General features: G+C 39.4%; 15 protein-coding genes and 1 tRNA gene. 14 read left to right on the top strand and 2 right to left on the bottom strand.

Annotation, left to right across the window (positions count from 1 at the left end; all coding sequences use genetic code 11):
- The first annotated feature begins 650 nt into the window (after positions 1 to 650).
- From AU255_RS15740 to AU255_RS15700, 9 genes are all read left to right on the top strand, one after another.
- Positions 651 to 2,078: a hypothetical protein gene (locus AU255_RS15740; protein WP_080523877.1), complete on the top strand. Its 1,428-nt coding sequence runs from the start codon at positions 651 to 653 to the stop codon at positions 2,076 to 2,078.
- 304 nt (positions 2,079 to 2,382) lie between these two features.
- Entirely contained in the window at positions 2,383 to 2,931 is a 549-nt protein-coding gene (locus AU255_RS15735; RefSeq protein ID WP_080523876.1) for an FMN-binding protein, read from the top strand.
- Positions 2,931 to 3,416: a hypothetical protein gene (locus tag AU255_RS15730; RefSeq protein ID WP_198942659.1), complete on the top strand. Its 486-nt coding sequence runs from the start codon at positions 2,931 to 2,933 to the stop codon at positions 3,414 to 3,416. Before AU255_RS15735 ends, AU255_RS15730 begins: the two co-directional genes overlap by 1 nt.
- 144 nt (positions 3,417 to 3,560) lie before the next feature.
- Positions 3,561 to 4,253, top strand: coding sequence for an MliC family protein (locus AU255_RS15725; protein WP_080523874.1), 693 nt, complete (start codon positions 3,561 to 3,563; stop codon positions 4,251 to 4,253).
- A 224-nt stretch (positions 4,254 to 4,477) separates the two neighbouring features.
- Positions 4,478 to 6,073 carry a peptide chain release factor 3 gene (locus AU255_RS15720; RefSeq protein ID WP_080523873.1) on the top strand — a complete coding sequence of 532 codons (1,596 nt, stop codon included), beginning with the start codon at positions 4,478 to 4,480 and terminating at the stop codon, positions 6,071 to 6,073.
- Between the two features lie 267 nt (positions 6,074 to 6,340).
- A complete protein-coding gene (hemN, locus tag AU255_RS15715) occupies positions 6,341 to 7,720 on the top strand; it encodes an oxygen-independent coproporphyrinogen III oxidase (protein WP_080523872.1) in 1,380 nt (459 codons plus the stop codon).
- Positions 7,721 to 7,734: 14 nt separating this feature from the next.
- Positions 7,735 to 8,355, top strand: coding sequence for a hypothetical protein (locus AU255_RS15710; RefSeq protein ID WP_080523871.1), 621 nt, complete (start codon positions 7,735 to 7,737; stop codon positions 8,353 to 8,355).
- A 97-nt stretch (positions 8,356 to 8,452) separates the two neighbouring features.
- Complete coding sequence (locus AU255_RS15705) at positions 8,453 to 8,749, top strand: SemiSWEET transporter (RefSeq protein WP_080524177.1); 297 nt, start codon at positions 8,453 to 8,455, stop codon at positions 8,747 to 8,749.
- A gap of 141 nt (positions 8,750 to 8,890) precedes the next feature.
- Positions 8,891 to 8,980: transfer RNA gene (locus AU255_RS15700), tRNA-Ser, on the top strand.
- Between the two features lie 276 nt (positions 8,981 to 9,256).
- Here AU255_RS15700 and AU255_RS15695 read toward each other — a convergent pair.
- Positions 9,257 to 9,946, bottom strand: coding sequence for a hypothetical protein (locus tag AU255_RS15695; protein ID WP_080523870.1), 690 nt, complete (start codon positions 9,944 to 9,946; stop codon positions 9,257 to 9,259).
- 136 nt (positions 9,947 to 10,082) lie between these two features.
- Here AU255_RS15695 and AU255_RS15690 point away from each other — a divergent pair, with 136 nt between their 5' ends.
- Both AU255_RS15690 and AU255_RS15680 read left to right on the top strand, forming a co-directional pair.
- On the top strand, positions 10,083 to 10,265 hold the full coding sequence (locus tag AU255_RS15690; RefSeq protein ID WP_080523869.1) for a hypothetical protein: 183 nt from the start codon (positions 10,083 to 10,085) through the stop codon (positions 10,263 to 10,265).
- Positions 10,266 to 10,616: 351 nt separating this feature from the next.
- Positions 10,617 to 11,183: a YceI family protein gene (locus tag AU255_RS15680; protein ID WP_080523867.1), complete on the top strand. Its 567-nt coding sequence runs from the start codon at positions 10,617 to 10,619 to the stop codon at positions 11,181 to 11,183.
- A gap of 447 nt (positions 11,184 to 11,630) precedes the next feature.
- Here AU255_RS15680 and AU255_RS15670 read toward each other — a convergent pair whose 3' ends face one another.
- The gene (locus AU255_RS15670; protein ID WP_080523865.1) at positions 11,631 to 12,860 is read right to left on the bottom strand and encodes a hypothetical protein; all 1,230 of its coding nucleotides are present in this window, start codon (positions 12,858 to 12,860) and stop codon (positions 11,631 to 11,633) included.
- A 380-nt stretch (positions 12,861 to 13,240) separates the two neighbouring features.
- Between AU255_RS15670 and AU255_RS15665 the strand changes: the two genes are divergently transcribed.
- Genes AU255_RS15665 through AU255_RS15655 form a run of 3 tightly spaced genes read left to right on the top strand, consistent with a single transcriptional unit; the run spans position 13,241 to position 15,431 of the window.
- Complete coding sequence (locus AU255_RS15665) at positions 13,241 to 13,798, top strand: flavodoxin (protein ID WP_080523864.1); 558 nt, start codon at positions 13,241 to 13,243, stop codon at positions 13,796 to 13,798.
- Positions 13,798 to 14,568 (top strand): 4Fe4S-binding leucine-rich repeat protein, encoded by a 771-nt coding sequence (locus AU255_RS15660; RefSeq protein ID WP_080523863.1) that lies wholly within the window; start codon positions 13,798 to 13,800, stop codon positions 14,566 to 14,568. The genes AU255_RS15665 and AU255_RS15660 overlap by 1 nt, the downstream gene beginning before the upstream one ends.
- 5 nt (positions 14,569 to 14,573) lie before the next feature.
- Positions 14,574 to 15,431, top strand: a complete 858-nt coding sequence (locus AU255_RS15655) for an aldo/keto reductase family protein (RefSeq protein ID WP_080523862.1) — start codon at positions 14,574 to 14,576, stop codon at positions 15,429 to 15,431.
- Positions 15,432 to 15,597: the final 166 nt, after the last annotated feature.

Raw genomic sequence — 15,597 nt, 5'->3', positions numbered from 1 at the left:
AAGTTTAGTAAAACCAGGGACAATTTCCTATTTTTAACGGTTAAAATGACACTATGCCGTTTCCTTCCATGTGCGTTATGGCATCTTTTATCGAGACTGACATGATTAGGTAAAAGAACATGCTCTTAGACCCTTTATGATGGGATTTACGCTCATACTCTAAAGACGATTTATAGCCCAATTTAGAGAATGTTCGCCAATATTAAGATTTGCTGCATCTGTATAGTTCTGACATTCGTAATTCAAATAATGATGTTTTTTTAGACTACGGAAACATAGTTGTATAAGGCTATTATTTCAGTTTATGCCTTTCGGCTTATGTTTAAGCTTCATATTCATCATACTCAAATGATAATGGTATATTCCTGGCTTGCCTGCTGGCTAGCCAGACCTGGATCAAATAGCAGTTCAGGTTTTGATTTCCTGCTTATTTTCGTTACTCCTATTTACCTATCAAGACACTTAGATCTGTTTGTTAAGTGTTCTGCTATATTAAATCACTACAAAAAATGCTGGAGCGCCTTGTAAGCAGGGGGAATACACTTTAGTATTAATCGGATATATAAATAACAAAGCCAATGAGAATCGTTTGCATTAAAATTAGACTGTAGGTATACTTAGCCTAATTTTAAAATTTATCGAATCAGGCAATGAATATTATTAAACAATCAATAGGTTTAGGAGTAGCATTATTGTTGCTCAGTAGTCATGTAAATGCAGCAGAAAGGCCGCAAACCATGGAGGAAATGTGGAAAATTATTGAAGCCCAGCAAGAACAGCTTGATGCTATGAAAAAGATGCTGGAAGAGACAAAAGCTGCGCCTCCTCCCGTAGCACAAGAAAGGGATCAGACGCATCCGCAAACGGATACCGAGATTGCTGAGTCTCAGCAGAAAACGGATGAAGAAGTTGCAGAATTAAAACACAAAACAAATGTTTTGACTGAGGCTGTTGAATCAATGCGCACTGCATTGGTTTTGCCTGATAAAAAGGAATTAAAAAGTACTTATGGTTTAGGGCCCGCTGCATCGAAGGTTTACCAGGTTGACCAGGGTTTATCAATAGGCGGGTATGGCGAGATGAACTATCAGGCCATTGTTGCAGATAAAGGCTCTAAAAATGACAATGCGGATCTTGAACGTTTAGTACTTTATTTAGGATATAAATTTACTGATTCGATAATTTTCAATAGTGAAATAGAATTCGAGCACTCTACAACTGCAAAGAATGGTTCGGTGTCAGCTGAAATGATGACACTGGATTTTTTGCTTGATCCTATGGTCAACGTTCGTACAGGTTTAATGCTTGTGCCGATGGGATTTATTAACTTGATTCATGAACCACCCTTTTATTTTGGTAACAACCGTCCTGAAGTAGAGCGTGTTATTATTCCAACTACCTGGCGTAGTCTTGGTGCAGGGCTTTTTGGACAAATTGTACCTGACCTGAATTATACTATGTATGCTGTTGATAGTTTAGATGCCGAGGGTTTCACCTCTGCGGGAATACGTGGTGGACGGCAGCAGGGCTCAAAAGCGCTTGCAGAAGACTGGGCTTTTATAGGACGCCTGGACTATACGCCTTCAGCACTTCCTGGCTTAACATTCGGTGCTTCAAGCTTTTTAGGCAACACAGGGCAGGATCAAATAGACGCTAATGTTTTCACCCAGCTTTATGAAGCGCATATGGAATGGAAATATTATGGTTTTGAGACCCGGGTTCTGGGATCCTGGGGGCATATAGGAGATGCGGCAACTTTAAGTGCACTGAAAAAAGAAACCATTGGTAGTTCAAATTACGGGGTCTATGCTGAAGTGGCTTATAATATCTTACCGCTTATTTTTACTAATACTTCGCAATATTTAGCGCCTTTTTTCCGCTATGAGAAATTTGATACTATTGCAACAGCGCCAACTGGCTATAAGGATGATTTAAAGTATGACCAGGATATTTTTCAGGTCGGGTTTAACTATAAACCTATACCTGAGGTAGTTATTAAATTAGATTATCGTAATAGAAATGCAAAAGCGGGTACTGTGCCTGATGAAGTAAATGTAGGATTTGGTTTTATTTTTTAAGCAAATAAATCTGCTTTCCGTATAAATAGTAGGGGAGTAGGCTTTAGCCTACATGGCGCTCAACTTGTGTAGGCCGAAGTCTACTTCCCCGCTTATTTAGCACTTAGAATTTGGTTGTTTTTGGGAATAAATAGAGCTTACAAGTACACGTGATATTCCGGTTTCCAGCTCTGTGTAGTAACCTTCATAGGTGAACGCTCCTGGAGGATCAAATAGTTTATAGAGTGAGGAACTGAATTTTTAGCTAAAATAGTAAGGATATTTATTTCGAGCAAATATTTGTGCTCGCTTCCTAAGAGTTAATATGAATTTTTTTAAAAGTTATCGCCTGTTTTTTTCTCTCATTCTGTCATTATTAGTGGCAACGCCTGCTTATGCCAAAGTTTATTACAGTAAACAAGAGGCCATGGAACTAGCTTTTGGTATGGAGACGCAGGTTGAAAATTTGTCGTTATTTCTCAAAGACGATGAAGTGCAGAGAATTCAACAATTAGCGCGAGTTAAACTAGATTCATCATTGTTTACCTTTTATGTTGGAAAAAATGCAGGCAAAATACTAGGTTATGCCGCGATAGAATCTCATAAAGTGCGCACCAAACCAGAAACTTTGCTGATTGTTTTAAACCCTCAAGGGGAGTTAATTCAAGTGCAGACCTTGGCTTTCCATGAACCACCTGAATACCAGCCAACAGCGCGGTGGTATGCGCAATTATTTAATTTACCACTTGATGAGCTAAGTTTTAGAGCCAAAGTACAGGGCATTTCCGGTGCTACATTAAGTAGTCGTGCTGCTATAGATAGTGTACGCAAGGTATTGGCCGTGTATCAAGTGACTATAGCAGAGAAACAATAATGCGCTTTTTTGTCACTGGTGAGCAAAATCGCCAACTATTATTAAATTCACTGATTTTAATGTTTTTAGGCTACATCCTGTTGCTCTGGATCAGTAATGGTATGATGTATTTTCATAAAATGGATCTTACCCCAGGATCAGTGATTAGCTATTATCTCGGCTCTGAACAAGATTTTACCCAGCCCAAAAGTTACCAGAGTATGCTGGAAGTTTCGCATTTTCATGTGTTTGCCATGGGTATGCTGGTATTGACGCTGACGCATTTGATGATTATGACCAATTTATCAGTACTCGTTAAAGTATGGGTGAGTGCTTTGGTTTATAGTTCTGCAATAGCTGATGAGGTCGCTGGCTGGCTAGTTAGGTTTGTACACCCTGATTTTGCGTATTTTAAAATAGCCAGTTTTCTGGTGCTGGAAATCTCCCTGGCCACGTTAATTATCTTAGTGTCTATTTCTTTGCTTTATGCGCGTCGTAAAATGTAAACTCATTGCAGTATTTTTGTTAACGCCCTTAACTTGTCTTTAGCAAAATGGCTAGTAAACCAACATAGTTATTCATGCGAAGATCGGGTGATTTAATCGCTTCAGATCAGCCCCGGAAATGCCATAATTTTTATAGGAATTAATGTGAAGTCTAGTAAATTGAATTTTGCTGTTTTATGGCTTTTATCTGTTTTTTTAACGGCATGTGCACAATTTAATGAGTCGGTTGAATATATGCATTTAGGGCTTGTTGAACCTGTTGCAGCGAAAACCTATGTTTACGAATGTTCCGATGGCTATAGCTTTACGGCTAACATAGGAAACAATCAAGCCAGGTTATTTTTTTCCGGACAGAAACAGAGCATAACATTAGCGCATGCGTTTTCAATGTTCGGTGCAAAATTCAATGTCAAACAAACGACTTTGTGGATAGAAAAAGACGTAGCCAGGCTTGAAATTGATTCAGTCATTCATGAAGACTGCCACAACAATCAGGCCAAAGCAATTTGGGCGCATGCAAAATTGAATGGTGTTGATTTCAGAGCGCTTGGTAATCAACCAAGCTGGATATTAGAAATAGTTAAAGGCGAGAATATTATCTTTGCCGATTTTTTTGGCAAAACAATAAACAAGTATCTGTTTACCGGAGCGGAACCGGTAATCGATCAGGTAGCACGTAAAACAGAGTTTAAGGTTACTAATAAAGACCATACTATATTAGTAACGATTATTGGCACACCTTGTCAGGACACTATGAGTGGCGAATCATTTGATTTCAGTGTAACCGTCGATCTAGATGATAAAAGGTATATAGGTTGTGGCCGGTCGTTACTTTAGCCGCACAAAATGCGCCCGTTTATCATGTTTCCTACTAAATAAACAGGAGTAAAAAAGCTTTAGCTTTTTTCTAACGCAGTTACAACAATCGCTAAAGCGCTTGCATTCCGGGTTATTAATACCTTGTTATGCTTAAAACAACATACTCTGTTATGCGTCATCGCCCAAATTCAGTTAAAATTAAGCAATCTTAGAATAATAAATTGATCAACTTAATTTAACGAATGAATCAAGAATCAGAATCCATAAACGCTAAAGAAATCAAAAAGCGCAGAACCTTTGCCATTATCTCTCACCCCGATGCGGGTAAAACGACCTTAACTGAAAAATTATTATTATTCGGTGGTGCAATACAGCAAGCGGGATCAGTGAAAGGCCGTAAAGCAGACCGACATGCGACTTCAGACTGGATGGAAATGGAAAAGCAGCGAGGCATTTCCGTGACTACCTCGGTGATGCAGTTTGAACACAAAAATGCCATCATGAACTTACTGGACACACCAGGACATGAGGATTTCTCAGAGGATACTTACCGCACCTTAACCGCTGTTGATTCAGCTTTGATGGTAATTGATGTCGCTAAAGGGGTAGAGAATCGCACCATTAAATTGATGGAAGTCTGTCGCTTGCGTACCACACCGATTTTAACCTTTATAAATAAGTTGGACCGGGAAGGAAAAGAGCCGATTGAATTACTGGATGAAGTCGAGTCGGTACTCAATATTGAATGTGCTCCGATGACCTGGCCTATAGGCATGGGTAAGCGTTTTAAAGGTGTATATCATTTGTATGAAGATACGATACATTTGTTTAGTGCGACACATGGCGGAAAAATCATGCAGGGTGAAACCATTAAAGGTTTGGATAATCCAGAGTTAGATGCTCTGGTAGGTGATCAAGCGGAAGAATTACGCGAAGAAATCGAATTAGTCAAAGGCGCTAGCCACGAATTTAATTTAGAAGCGTATTTAGCCGGTACACAAACCCCTGTTTTCTTTGGTTCTGCGATTAATAATTTTGGTATTTTAGAATTACTGGATGCCTTCGCTGATTATGCGCCATCTCCTCAAGGCAGAGAGGCTGATCAACGATTTGTAAGTGCACAGGAAGAAAATTTTTCTGGCTTTGTGTTTAAAGTACAGGCAAACATGGACCCATCGCACCGGGATAGAATTGCATTTTTGCGCATCTGTTCGGGGAAGTTTGATAAAGGCATGAAAATTAATCATGTGCGTATTGGTAAAAAAATACAGGTTGGAAATGCGATTACCTTTAAGGCGGATAGTCGCAAAAATATTGAAGAAGCCTATTCAGGCGATATTATCGGTTTACACAATCACGGAACGATCCAGGTGGGCGATACTTTTTCTGAAGGCGAAGTACTGAAATACTCAGGTATTCCATATTTTGCTCCGGAACTGTTTCGCCGTGTGGTCTTAAAAGATCCTTTGCGCGGCAAGGCATTGCAAAAAGGATTGGTTCAGTTAACTGAAGAAGGGGCTACACAATTATTCAAGCCCTTAAAAAATAATGACTTAATATTGGGAGCGGTCGGGATTTTACAGTTTGATGTAACCGCTTTTCGCTTAAAAGCGGAATATAATGTTGAATGTGTTTATGATAATGTATCAATTAACACTGCCCGTTGGGTGAGCTCTGACAACCCCGCTAAATTTGAAGAATTTAAGAAAAAAGCTTTTGATAATTTAGCTAAAGATGGGGGCGGATACTTAGTTTATCTGGCGTCTAGTCGTGTTAACTTGCAATTGACAGAAGAGCGCTGGCCAGATATAAAATTCAGTGCAACACGTGAATTGTAAGCATGTTGGGGCGTAGGCTTTAGCCTACCCAACCCAACTCGTTCTGCGCAGGAATAAACTTACCTGATTCCCCATAACTCTCAGCTATACTCCGTCATTCCTGTATGCTTTTAGCAGGAATCTCCTAAATTAAGCACAGATTCCCGATAAAAGATTTCGGGAATGACGTATTCTTTAACTTGCTGGTACTTAAAGCCATATTTGGAATAGCCGAGTTTTGTACGTAATCTGGTAAACTTATATAAAGTTTCAAAGAAGAAAAATACAATGGATCAATCAGTAAAATTTAACCTGGACTTAATTAATCGATACGATAAATCGGGTCCACGTTACACCTCTTACCCTACTGCTTTAGAACTACATGACGGCTTTAGTGAGCAAGATTATACACAGCAAATTGCATTATCTAATGCACGCGGCGGACCTTTATCACTGTATTTTCATATTCCTTTTTGCGATACCGTCTGTTATTACTGTGCCTGTAATAAAATTATTACTAAAAACAGAGAGCATGCCGAACCTTATCTGGCTAATTTATTTAAAGAAATTCAACTACAAGGCGCGCTATTTGATAGTAAGCGCGTAGTTAACCAGTTGCACTGGGGCGGCGGCACGCCCACCTTTTTAGATTACGGACAAATGCATCGCCTTATGGCGGCTGCTCGCCAGCATTTTAATCTTAAAGAAGACGATACGGGTGAGTATTCGATAGAAATTGACCCGCGTGCAACGGATGATAAAACTATTAGTCAGTTAAGAGAGTTGGGCTTTAACCGGATCAGTCTAGGGGTGCAGGATTTTGATCCGGCGGTACAGCAAGCAGTGAACCGTATTCAGTCAGAAGCACAAACGTTTGCGGTATTAGAGGCTGCAAGGAAAGAAGGTTTTCGCTCTACAAGCATCGACTTGATTTATGGCTTGCCTTTGCAGACTGTCACATCATTTTCTGTGACTTTGGATAAAATCTTAAGTGTTTCACCGGATCGTTTTTCAATTTTTAATTATGCGCATCTGCCTGCGCGCTTTAAAACACAGCGTCAGATTAACGAAAAAGATATGCCCAGCGCCGAAGTGAAGCTGGATATTTTACAAATGATTATTCGGCGCCTGCTGGAAGCAGGCTATGTATATATAGGTATGGATCACTTTGCCAAACCAGATGATGAATTGGCGATTGCGCAAAGAGAAAATAAGTTATATCGAAATTTTCAGGGCTATTCGACTCATTCAGATTGTGATCTAATTGGCTTGGGTATAACCTCGATTGGGCGCGTGGCAGATAGTTATGTGCAAAATGTAAAAGAGCTAGCCGCTTATAATGTGCTAATTAGCAAAGGTGAATTACCTGTATTTAAAGGCTTCGTTTTAAATGCTGAAGATCAGTTGCGTCGCGCAGTGATTACTCAGCTTATATGTCACTTTTCTTTGTCTTTTAGTGATATTGAACGGATTTATAATATAGATTTTAAACATTATTTCTCCTCGGAATTAAGCGCCTTGAAAATAATGCGGGATGATGGCCTGTTGGTCATGAATGATGACGGGATTCAGGTGTTAGCAGTCGGACGCTTATTAATACGGAATATTTGTATGATATTTGATGCTTATTTAAAGTCAAATACCGAACAATTTTCAAAAGTCATTTAACAGAAGGGGATGTTATGAGTGAGCAAGATAAAATACAGGCTAAGTGGAATATGGATGCAGCATTAAATCATATTTATATTAATGAGATTATGTTTGTTTCTATGGTTTTTTTAATTTTTTTGGGTGAGGTCATTCTTGAAGTATTTGATCGGTCTGGGATTTTTTACTGGCTATTAATGACGCCAATTTTTTGTTTCTTTTCCATCCTTAGTGCAAAAACGAAAGCAAGTGCAACAGGTCATACAATTAAAAATTTATATCGCTATCAATTTCTGTATTGGGGGAGTGCTTTTGTCGCTGTTTTATTGGTTTTTCTAAGTTGGCATGCAGAGACTATTAAAGCGAGTGAAGCGGGGATTGTGATACATATTATCCTGGCACATACAGTGTTTTTAAACGGTATTATTTTAGGTGTTCGATTTTATTTAATTGGTGGTTTATTATTTTGTACTGCTGCACTGACTATTCTTATGCAAACTACATTTGGTATAGATCTGCTGTTCGCTATCCCGGTTTTATGGATGGGTTTTTATTGGGAAAAGTCGCATTTATTTCCAACACTTAAAAATAAAAATGATTTTGTTAAAGAGGTCGTTGAGGATCAGGAATATAATCGCAGAGCAGGGGATAAATAATCAGATCTGTTAAAGCCTGATGAAGTCAACTGAGCTTTGAAATAATAATGATGAGAACGTAATTAATGAATAAAATATCATGTTAAATGAAGTCCTAATGACAATTACGCCGAAAATTATAGGTTATGTGGCGGGAACTCTCACTACTATTTCTTTTTTACCACAAGCAATCATGACGCTAAAAACAAGAGACACCGAGTCACTTTCTTTAGGCATGTATGCTACTTTTACGATTGGTGTCTTGCTGTGGCTTGTTTATGGAATATATCTTGATGATGTCGCTATTATCTATGCAAATGCTATTACCTTGATTCTTGCATCTTCAATTTTATGCATTAAAGTTTATAACACTTTAATGCATAAGACGGGGCGCGTCTCAAGTAATGAACAATAAAAATAGGTAGCTAATGACAGGGAATAAGAAAACAAGAGATTTTTAAATCCTTGAAATATTAATTAAAACAATTGGGAACAAAATTTTCTTAATAAAATGCTTTCCATTTGGCTGAAAATTGCGTATTATACCAGCTCTTACGGAGAGGTGGCTGAGCGGCCGAAAGCGGCGGTCTTGAAAACCGTTGAGGGTTTATCCCCTCCCAGGGTTCGAATCCCTGCCTCTCCGCCATGAATAAGTGAAAGGCCCTTGTTTACAAGGGCTTTTTTTATGCCTGTAAGAAATCCTTAGAGCACATCAAATATCTTCTTGTTTCTTATGGACCAAATATAGGACGCTCTGAATATTCTAATTATTCGGCAGTAACCATGACATCAATAACAAACATAGCCAGTAAAATCCGCTGATATGCAAGCACTGACAGAATAAATATCGATAATGTGATCGTTCTTTAGTTGTTCAGGTTTTAAACTGGCTTTTTTAGCCATGTAGCCGAGAAGCATCATTTTACATATGGTGATTCACTTTTACCCGAGACCACTTCATCAGAGATAAATCAAGATAATAATCTCCGGTATTGGCGGCGAGAATTTCTTTGTCATCACGCTGATAAGAAATCAGACAGCCACTAAGATAAATCAGGTTTTCTTTTTCCAGATAAATCGCCTCATGATTATGTATCCAGCCTGGTTTGTCTCCCTGTGTTTTGATGCCCTTGATTTTAAAAGAAAGAGTGTCGAGTGCGTAAAGGGGTGTTTCAGTAAAAGACCTCTCGCTCCTATAGCTAAGATCACCAATAATATAGATTGTGTTATCCACTAATGTGGCTGTATGAAAATCCGTTGGTGGAAAAACATGTTTGGGATAGCCATAAATGGTGAAGTTATTATCACCATCAAACACAGTTACATCGTTATAAATACAGAAGTCATCATCGTAAAAATCTTCATGTTCACCGCCAATAAGAATCTTCCTGCCATCAGCCAGTGTTGTTTCACTGCTACCAAAGCGATCAAAACACCATATTGCATCATTAAATCGCTCTCCATCCATTGCGAACTGCTGGCATGCTTCCCAGACAGATACACGGCTCTTCACCATGTAATTCCAAAATGGAGAATTCATGATGTCAGGATTTTGTTCACCATAGCAGCGATATTTGTTCGCCAGAAAGTCTTCTTTTGAGATGTTTAGCATAAGTCTTAATACCAGTTAAAACTGAATTTTACTGCCTATAGGCTACCTAAAGATAATTAATTTTTTCCCGAAAATTAACAAACAGACTACTTATAGTAAGTAGTGACATTAATTTTAATTATGAAGGAGAAAATATATGTCATCAAAATTTATTGAACGTAAAACTGTCGCCGAATATTTAACTGATGCTATCGCGCATTCAGGAAAAACACAAAAGCTGATTTCCCAGGAAATGGGCTATGATAACCCCAATATTATTACTATATTGAAGCAAGGGCTAACGCCAGTGCCATTAAAAAAAAGTCGGCCCATTTGCTAGAGCATGAGGCATTGATCCTGTGTTTTTTGCGTTTGGTTATGCTGGAGTATATGCCTGAAACTCAACGAAACCGACAAAACTGACTCGTATACCCCGGAATAAATCGTTAAAGGTCGCATGGTAAATAAAATCAAGATATAGTAGCAGTAACAGGCTCAGGTCTTGCTTGATCACCAAATTGCGCGATTGCAAGACCTGAACATTTGCTGTTTTTGACTTTTTGCAACAGTTACTGAAGCAAAATAAACAAATTTACTCATACCAGCACAATTATCTTTTATTTCGTTTATATTGTAGTGAGCTTGATAAACTAGTCTTACTTGACAATTTTTTTTAATACAGGTGGATATCATGAAAAAAATGACTTTATTGTTATTGATGCTTGCATTACCTAGTGCGTCTTTATGGGCGGCGGATTCTTATACGATTGATTCCCGGCATACTTTTCCTGAGTTTGAAGTCAATCATTTAGGATTTTCAATGCAGCGTGGACGCTTTAACCAGACCAGTGGTACATTGACGATGGATCCGGAGGCGGGAACTGGTCGTTTGAAGGTTGAGGTAAACGCTGCATCAATTGATACGGGGCTTGACGAGTTGGAAACACATTTACGTGGTGAAGATTTTTTTGATGTTGCGCGTTATCCGAAGATATATTTTTCTTCGGAAAAATTAAAGTTTAAAGACAGTAAACTGGTGGCGATAGACGGACGATTGACCTTGCATGGTATTACTAAGCCAGTTCATCTGACGGTAGATCATTTTTATTGCGGTCGTAATCTGAAAACTCTGAAAAGTGTCTGTGGGGCAAATGCCTTTACCACGTTTAAACGTTCTGATTTTGGGGTGGATAAGTATGTGCCGATGATTGCTGATGACGTAAAAATAGTGATTCAGGTGGAAGCGATTAAAGATTGATGAATAGCTCTGAGTCTGGGGTAAAAATAGTACAGGGACATGTATGTGATACAGGTCAGTTAATTTAAATTTAAAGGCCGATAATTAAAACTTTTGGGCGAGCAGTAACTGTTATTTGCTCTGCTCGCGTATTTGTTTATTGATATCTTGATCCAGTCAGCTAAAGGTGAAACTATTATTGGCCAGGCCTGATTGAACAGAGTACCTAATATTTTGGATATTCCAATAGGTGAAGCTAATACAAAGGATAGAGCAAAAAAATTATTAGCGATGTTCATTATAGATAATGTAAAAGCAGCCGTTACTTTTCTATTTTGAATTTCCAGGTTCAGGAATGTAGCAGGCAGGCTACCCACTTAACAAGAGATACCTGAAAATTGTAGCAGGGCGGACTGAAGTCCGCCCTACAAATAAGATGAACGTCTCGCCTTAAGCTAGTCCGCGTTCCTAAGTATTTCCAGAAAGCTCATTAAGTTCTTCTTCTACTCCGGCTGCACGAGTCAACTCAGCCACATTATCCTTAGTAAAAAAACCATCAAAGGTACCAAAGCGTTGAACATATTCGATAATCAGAGATGAATGCTCGGAGGCACTGGAGAAAATTTGTTTGAGACCTTCTTGCTTAGAACCAATGACATCCAATAAAAACTCTTTGCCTTGTGCTGTAATTTGGTTAACGACCCAATCAATATTTTCCATATTATGGCGCTCACCATCTAAAACCGCCATGGCAATATGATGCAAGCGTGGCCCGTAATTGCGCACAAATGTTTCAGTTGGAGAGGGTAAATTCATCAGGTGATTGACAAAATAAGGGGTATTATTTGCCGTAAAAACTTTGGCGGGGCTCTTTAATTCATTCGTATAATGCACACTTTTGGTGACATTCGTCGAAGAATTCTGATCTTTGATATTATAAGATCCCCAATAGCGATAGCTTGATAAAGATAACCACTCCAGTATAGCGACCTCTCGGTTCTGGCTATAAATGCGCGTTGCCAAATGGTCAATAGGTAATATCAGGTCATCAATCTGTAATAATTTCTGTAATTCTTTAGCAGCATAGTAGGCGTCTTGTATCTCTGTCCTGATACTGCTGACGCCCAGTGCATAAATACGTAACTGGTTTTCAGGCCGCTCCATATAGCCGACGATATTATGCGTGTAAGGTGATGGTTTACTGACGGCTAAATTTCCGGGTAGTTCTAACTTGCGAACTTGATCTTGTGAAAAAAATCGAAAATCACGCGTTTGCTGTAACTGCACCACGCCATGTAGATCATTCACCCTAAGAATCTCACCCATGTAACGACTATTTGGTTTAAACGCTCCAATCGGGTAGATTTCATTCAGGCTACGAAATATTCCCTGGGTATTCGCATCTTTAACTTCACGGATCAATAAATCAGGGGAGTTCATATCAATACGTAGAATATGTGTCCAATGACTTTCACTTTCTAAAGTAACCAGGTAATGATAAGGCGACATAAGCGCCAATTCAGCAATATAACGACAAGAATGCCCAGGATCCACAGTGATCATCATGGCATCAATTTCGTGAATCATATCGGTTAAACCAATAGCGTCCCTTTCTTCTAATAGGCGCACCAGAAATTCTTCAAAAAATTCAGAATTCTGTTTATCACCATGACGCGCGAAAGGTAGTGAGTGTGACATAGGTATTGCTCCCAAAAAATAAGCTGATGTTTATACTTCGCGTGACCGCAACCGCATCCGTGACCGCGCGAAGTATAGTATAAAAATAAGTTATAGATTATCTTATAGTGTTAATAAAAACTATAGTTTTTTCCTGAACTTAATTGTGTATTATTCACTTTTGAATACAGTGCAATTTGTAATTTCTCTGTATTAGCCGTTGCGATGTATCATGGTTCCTTGTAATTGTAAGATTAGCGACAGAAAGGTTTTAATATATGTGGGTGAAATTAAATTAACCTATTGATATTTATTAAAAATAAATCCTTTTTCTCTTTGGATCGAGATTTGCTTGTTATTGAAGAAAGTCCAATAACGATAATTTTGAATAGAGGTGATTTATGAGTAAAATTGGCATTTTTTTCGGTACAGATACCGGCAGTACTCGATTGGTTGCTAAGAAGATTTATAGTCTGCTGGGGAGTGAATTAGCCGATAAACCTAAGAATGTTAACCGCACTAGTGCCGAGGAATTAGCGCAGTATGATGCTTTGATTCTGGGTACGCCCAGTTATGGTATTGGCGACTTACCCGGTATGTCAGTGGGTTGTATGGAAGCCAATTGGGAAGAGTTTTTACCGCGATTGGATGATATTAATCTTTCTGGTAAACGTGTCGCCTTATTTGGCTTGGGCTCCCAGGAGCGTTATGCTGATCGCTTTGCCAGTTCAATGATTCATCTTTATCGGTTTTTTTACGGCTATGGTGCTGATATAGTCGGACCCTGGAGTACTGATGGCTATACATTTAAACATTCTGATGCAGTCATCGATGGTAAATTTGTTGGCTTAGTGGTTGATCAACGCACTCAAGCGCATTTAACGGAACAACGAATTAAAACCTGGCTAGCAGACATTACATCGCAATTATTGCCTGAAACGGCAGAGGAGCTCGTATAATGAACTCAAATACTCAGCAACAAGAAGTCATTGACGCAACGCCTTTAGCGGATTGTTCCACCTGTAGCTATCGACAGACTTTGTTAACGGAAGGTCTTTGTAAGCTCGGGGATTGCTGTGTTGCCATTGAAAGCGGCCGGCAAATTGATCGCTTTTTCCGTACTAATCCCGGTTATGCTGTTGATTATACTCAGGACGATTTTTGGGAGCGGCGGGCTATCGCAGCACAATATGTCTCTCCTAAGCTTTTAAAACCTTTAATGACCGATCCTGATGAAGCGGTCAGGCGCGTGTTGGCCTATAGTGTGCCTTTGGAATGGTTGCCTGATTTGCTCAATGACCCTGATCGTGAAGTGAGAATAACGGTGGCCGATCGCTTACCGGAAAAGCAACTGGAGCTGATGGCTAATGATGCTGATTATTTAGTGCGCGAATATGTGGCTAGACGTTTACCGGAAGGTCGCTTGTTTCGTATGGTGGTTGACCAGGATGATCAAGTGAGAAAAGCAGTAGCAGAGCGCATTCCTACGGTAAGCCTGGGTCTTATGGCAAATGATAATGCCGTTGAAATACGCCGTATTGTTGCCAGGCGCATGGAGATAGATGAGCTGGAAATGATCAGTAAGGATAGTGACTGGACAGTTCGCTATGAAGTGGCACTGAGGGCTGGGCTATCTTTACTGCAACATATGCTGAATGATGAGGATGAAGAAGTGCGGCTAACCGTACAAGAAAGAATGGCAAGCTTAGAATTAAAGACGGCAGAATAAACTAAATGATACAAAATCAACATTACTTAACAACATTGGCTGACGTAAACATGCCGCCCTTGATATACGGCACGGCCTGGAAAAAAGAGCACACGGCAGAGCTGGTTGTACAGGCCATTCAAGCGGGATTTAGGGGGATTGATACCGCTTGCCAGCCGAAACACTATAACGAGCCCCAAGTCGGCGCAGCGCTGCAAAGAGTGAAAGGTGAGGGTGTCGAACGTAAATCACTGTTTATACAAACAAAATTTACCCCGCTTTCTGGTCAGGATGCTAAACAAATACCTTATGATCGTGATGTGCCACTTGATTTGCAGGTTGCCCAGTCTTTTGCAGTATCAAAATCGAATTTACAAACTGATTATGTTGATTCTTTCGTATTGCATTCACCGCTAGCTCCTCATGAACAGTTAATGACAGCTTGGCAAGCCATGGAGAAAATTCAACAAACGGGTGCAGCGAGTCAGTTAGGCATTAGTAATTGTTATGATCTTGAGGTATTAAAATTACTTTATAACGATGCAGAAGTAAAGCCCGCCATTGTACAAAATCGATTTTATAAAAACACGAATTACGATACAGAGCTTCGCCGCTGGTGTGCCAATCAGGGTATTATTTATCAGAGTTTTTGGAGTCTAACGGCTAATCCAGGGGTGCTATCAAGTCATAATGTACAAGCTATCGCCCAGAAATATCAGAAAACGGCTGCACAGATTTTTTTCCGTTACCTGACTTACTTAGGCATAGTGCCACTGACTGGTACTACTTCTATTACGCACATGAAAGAGGATCTAGCGATTTTTGAGTTTGAACTGACTCCTGAGGATTTAAGTGCGTGTGGGCTTTTTCTAAAAGAAACATAATTATTTCCCCAGGATTACCTGATATTACAGATCAGTTATCTCGATGTAGGAGAGATCGTCATCCCCGAAGTCTTGTATCGGGGATCTATTGTGTCAACCTGGATTCCTGCTAACAGCGTGCAGGAAAGACGGATTATTTATTGCTAAGGAGCGAGGGTTTAATAAT

Origin of the sequence: Methyloprofundus sedimenti (assembly GCF_002072955.1) — a bacterium.
GTDB lineage: Bacteria > Pseudomonadota > Gammaproteobacteria > Methylococcales > Methylomonadaceae > Methyloprofundus > Methyloprofundus sedimenti.
Note: the sequence above shows the minus strand (reverse complement) of the source record. Positions and strands in the feature narration are given on the sequence as shown.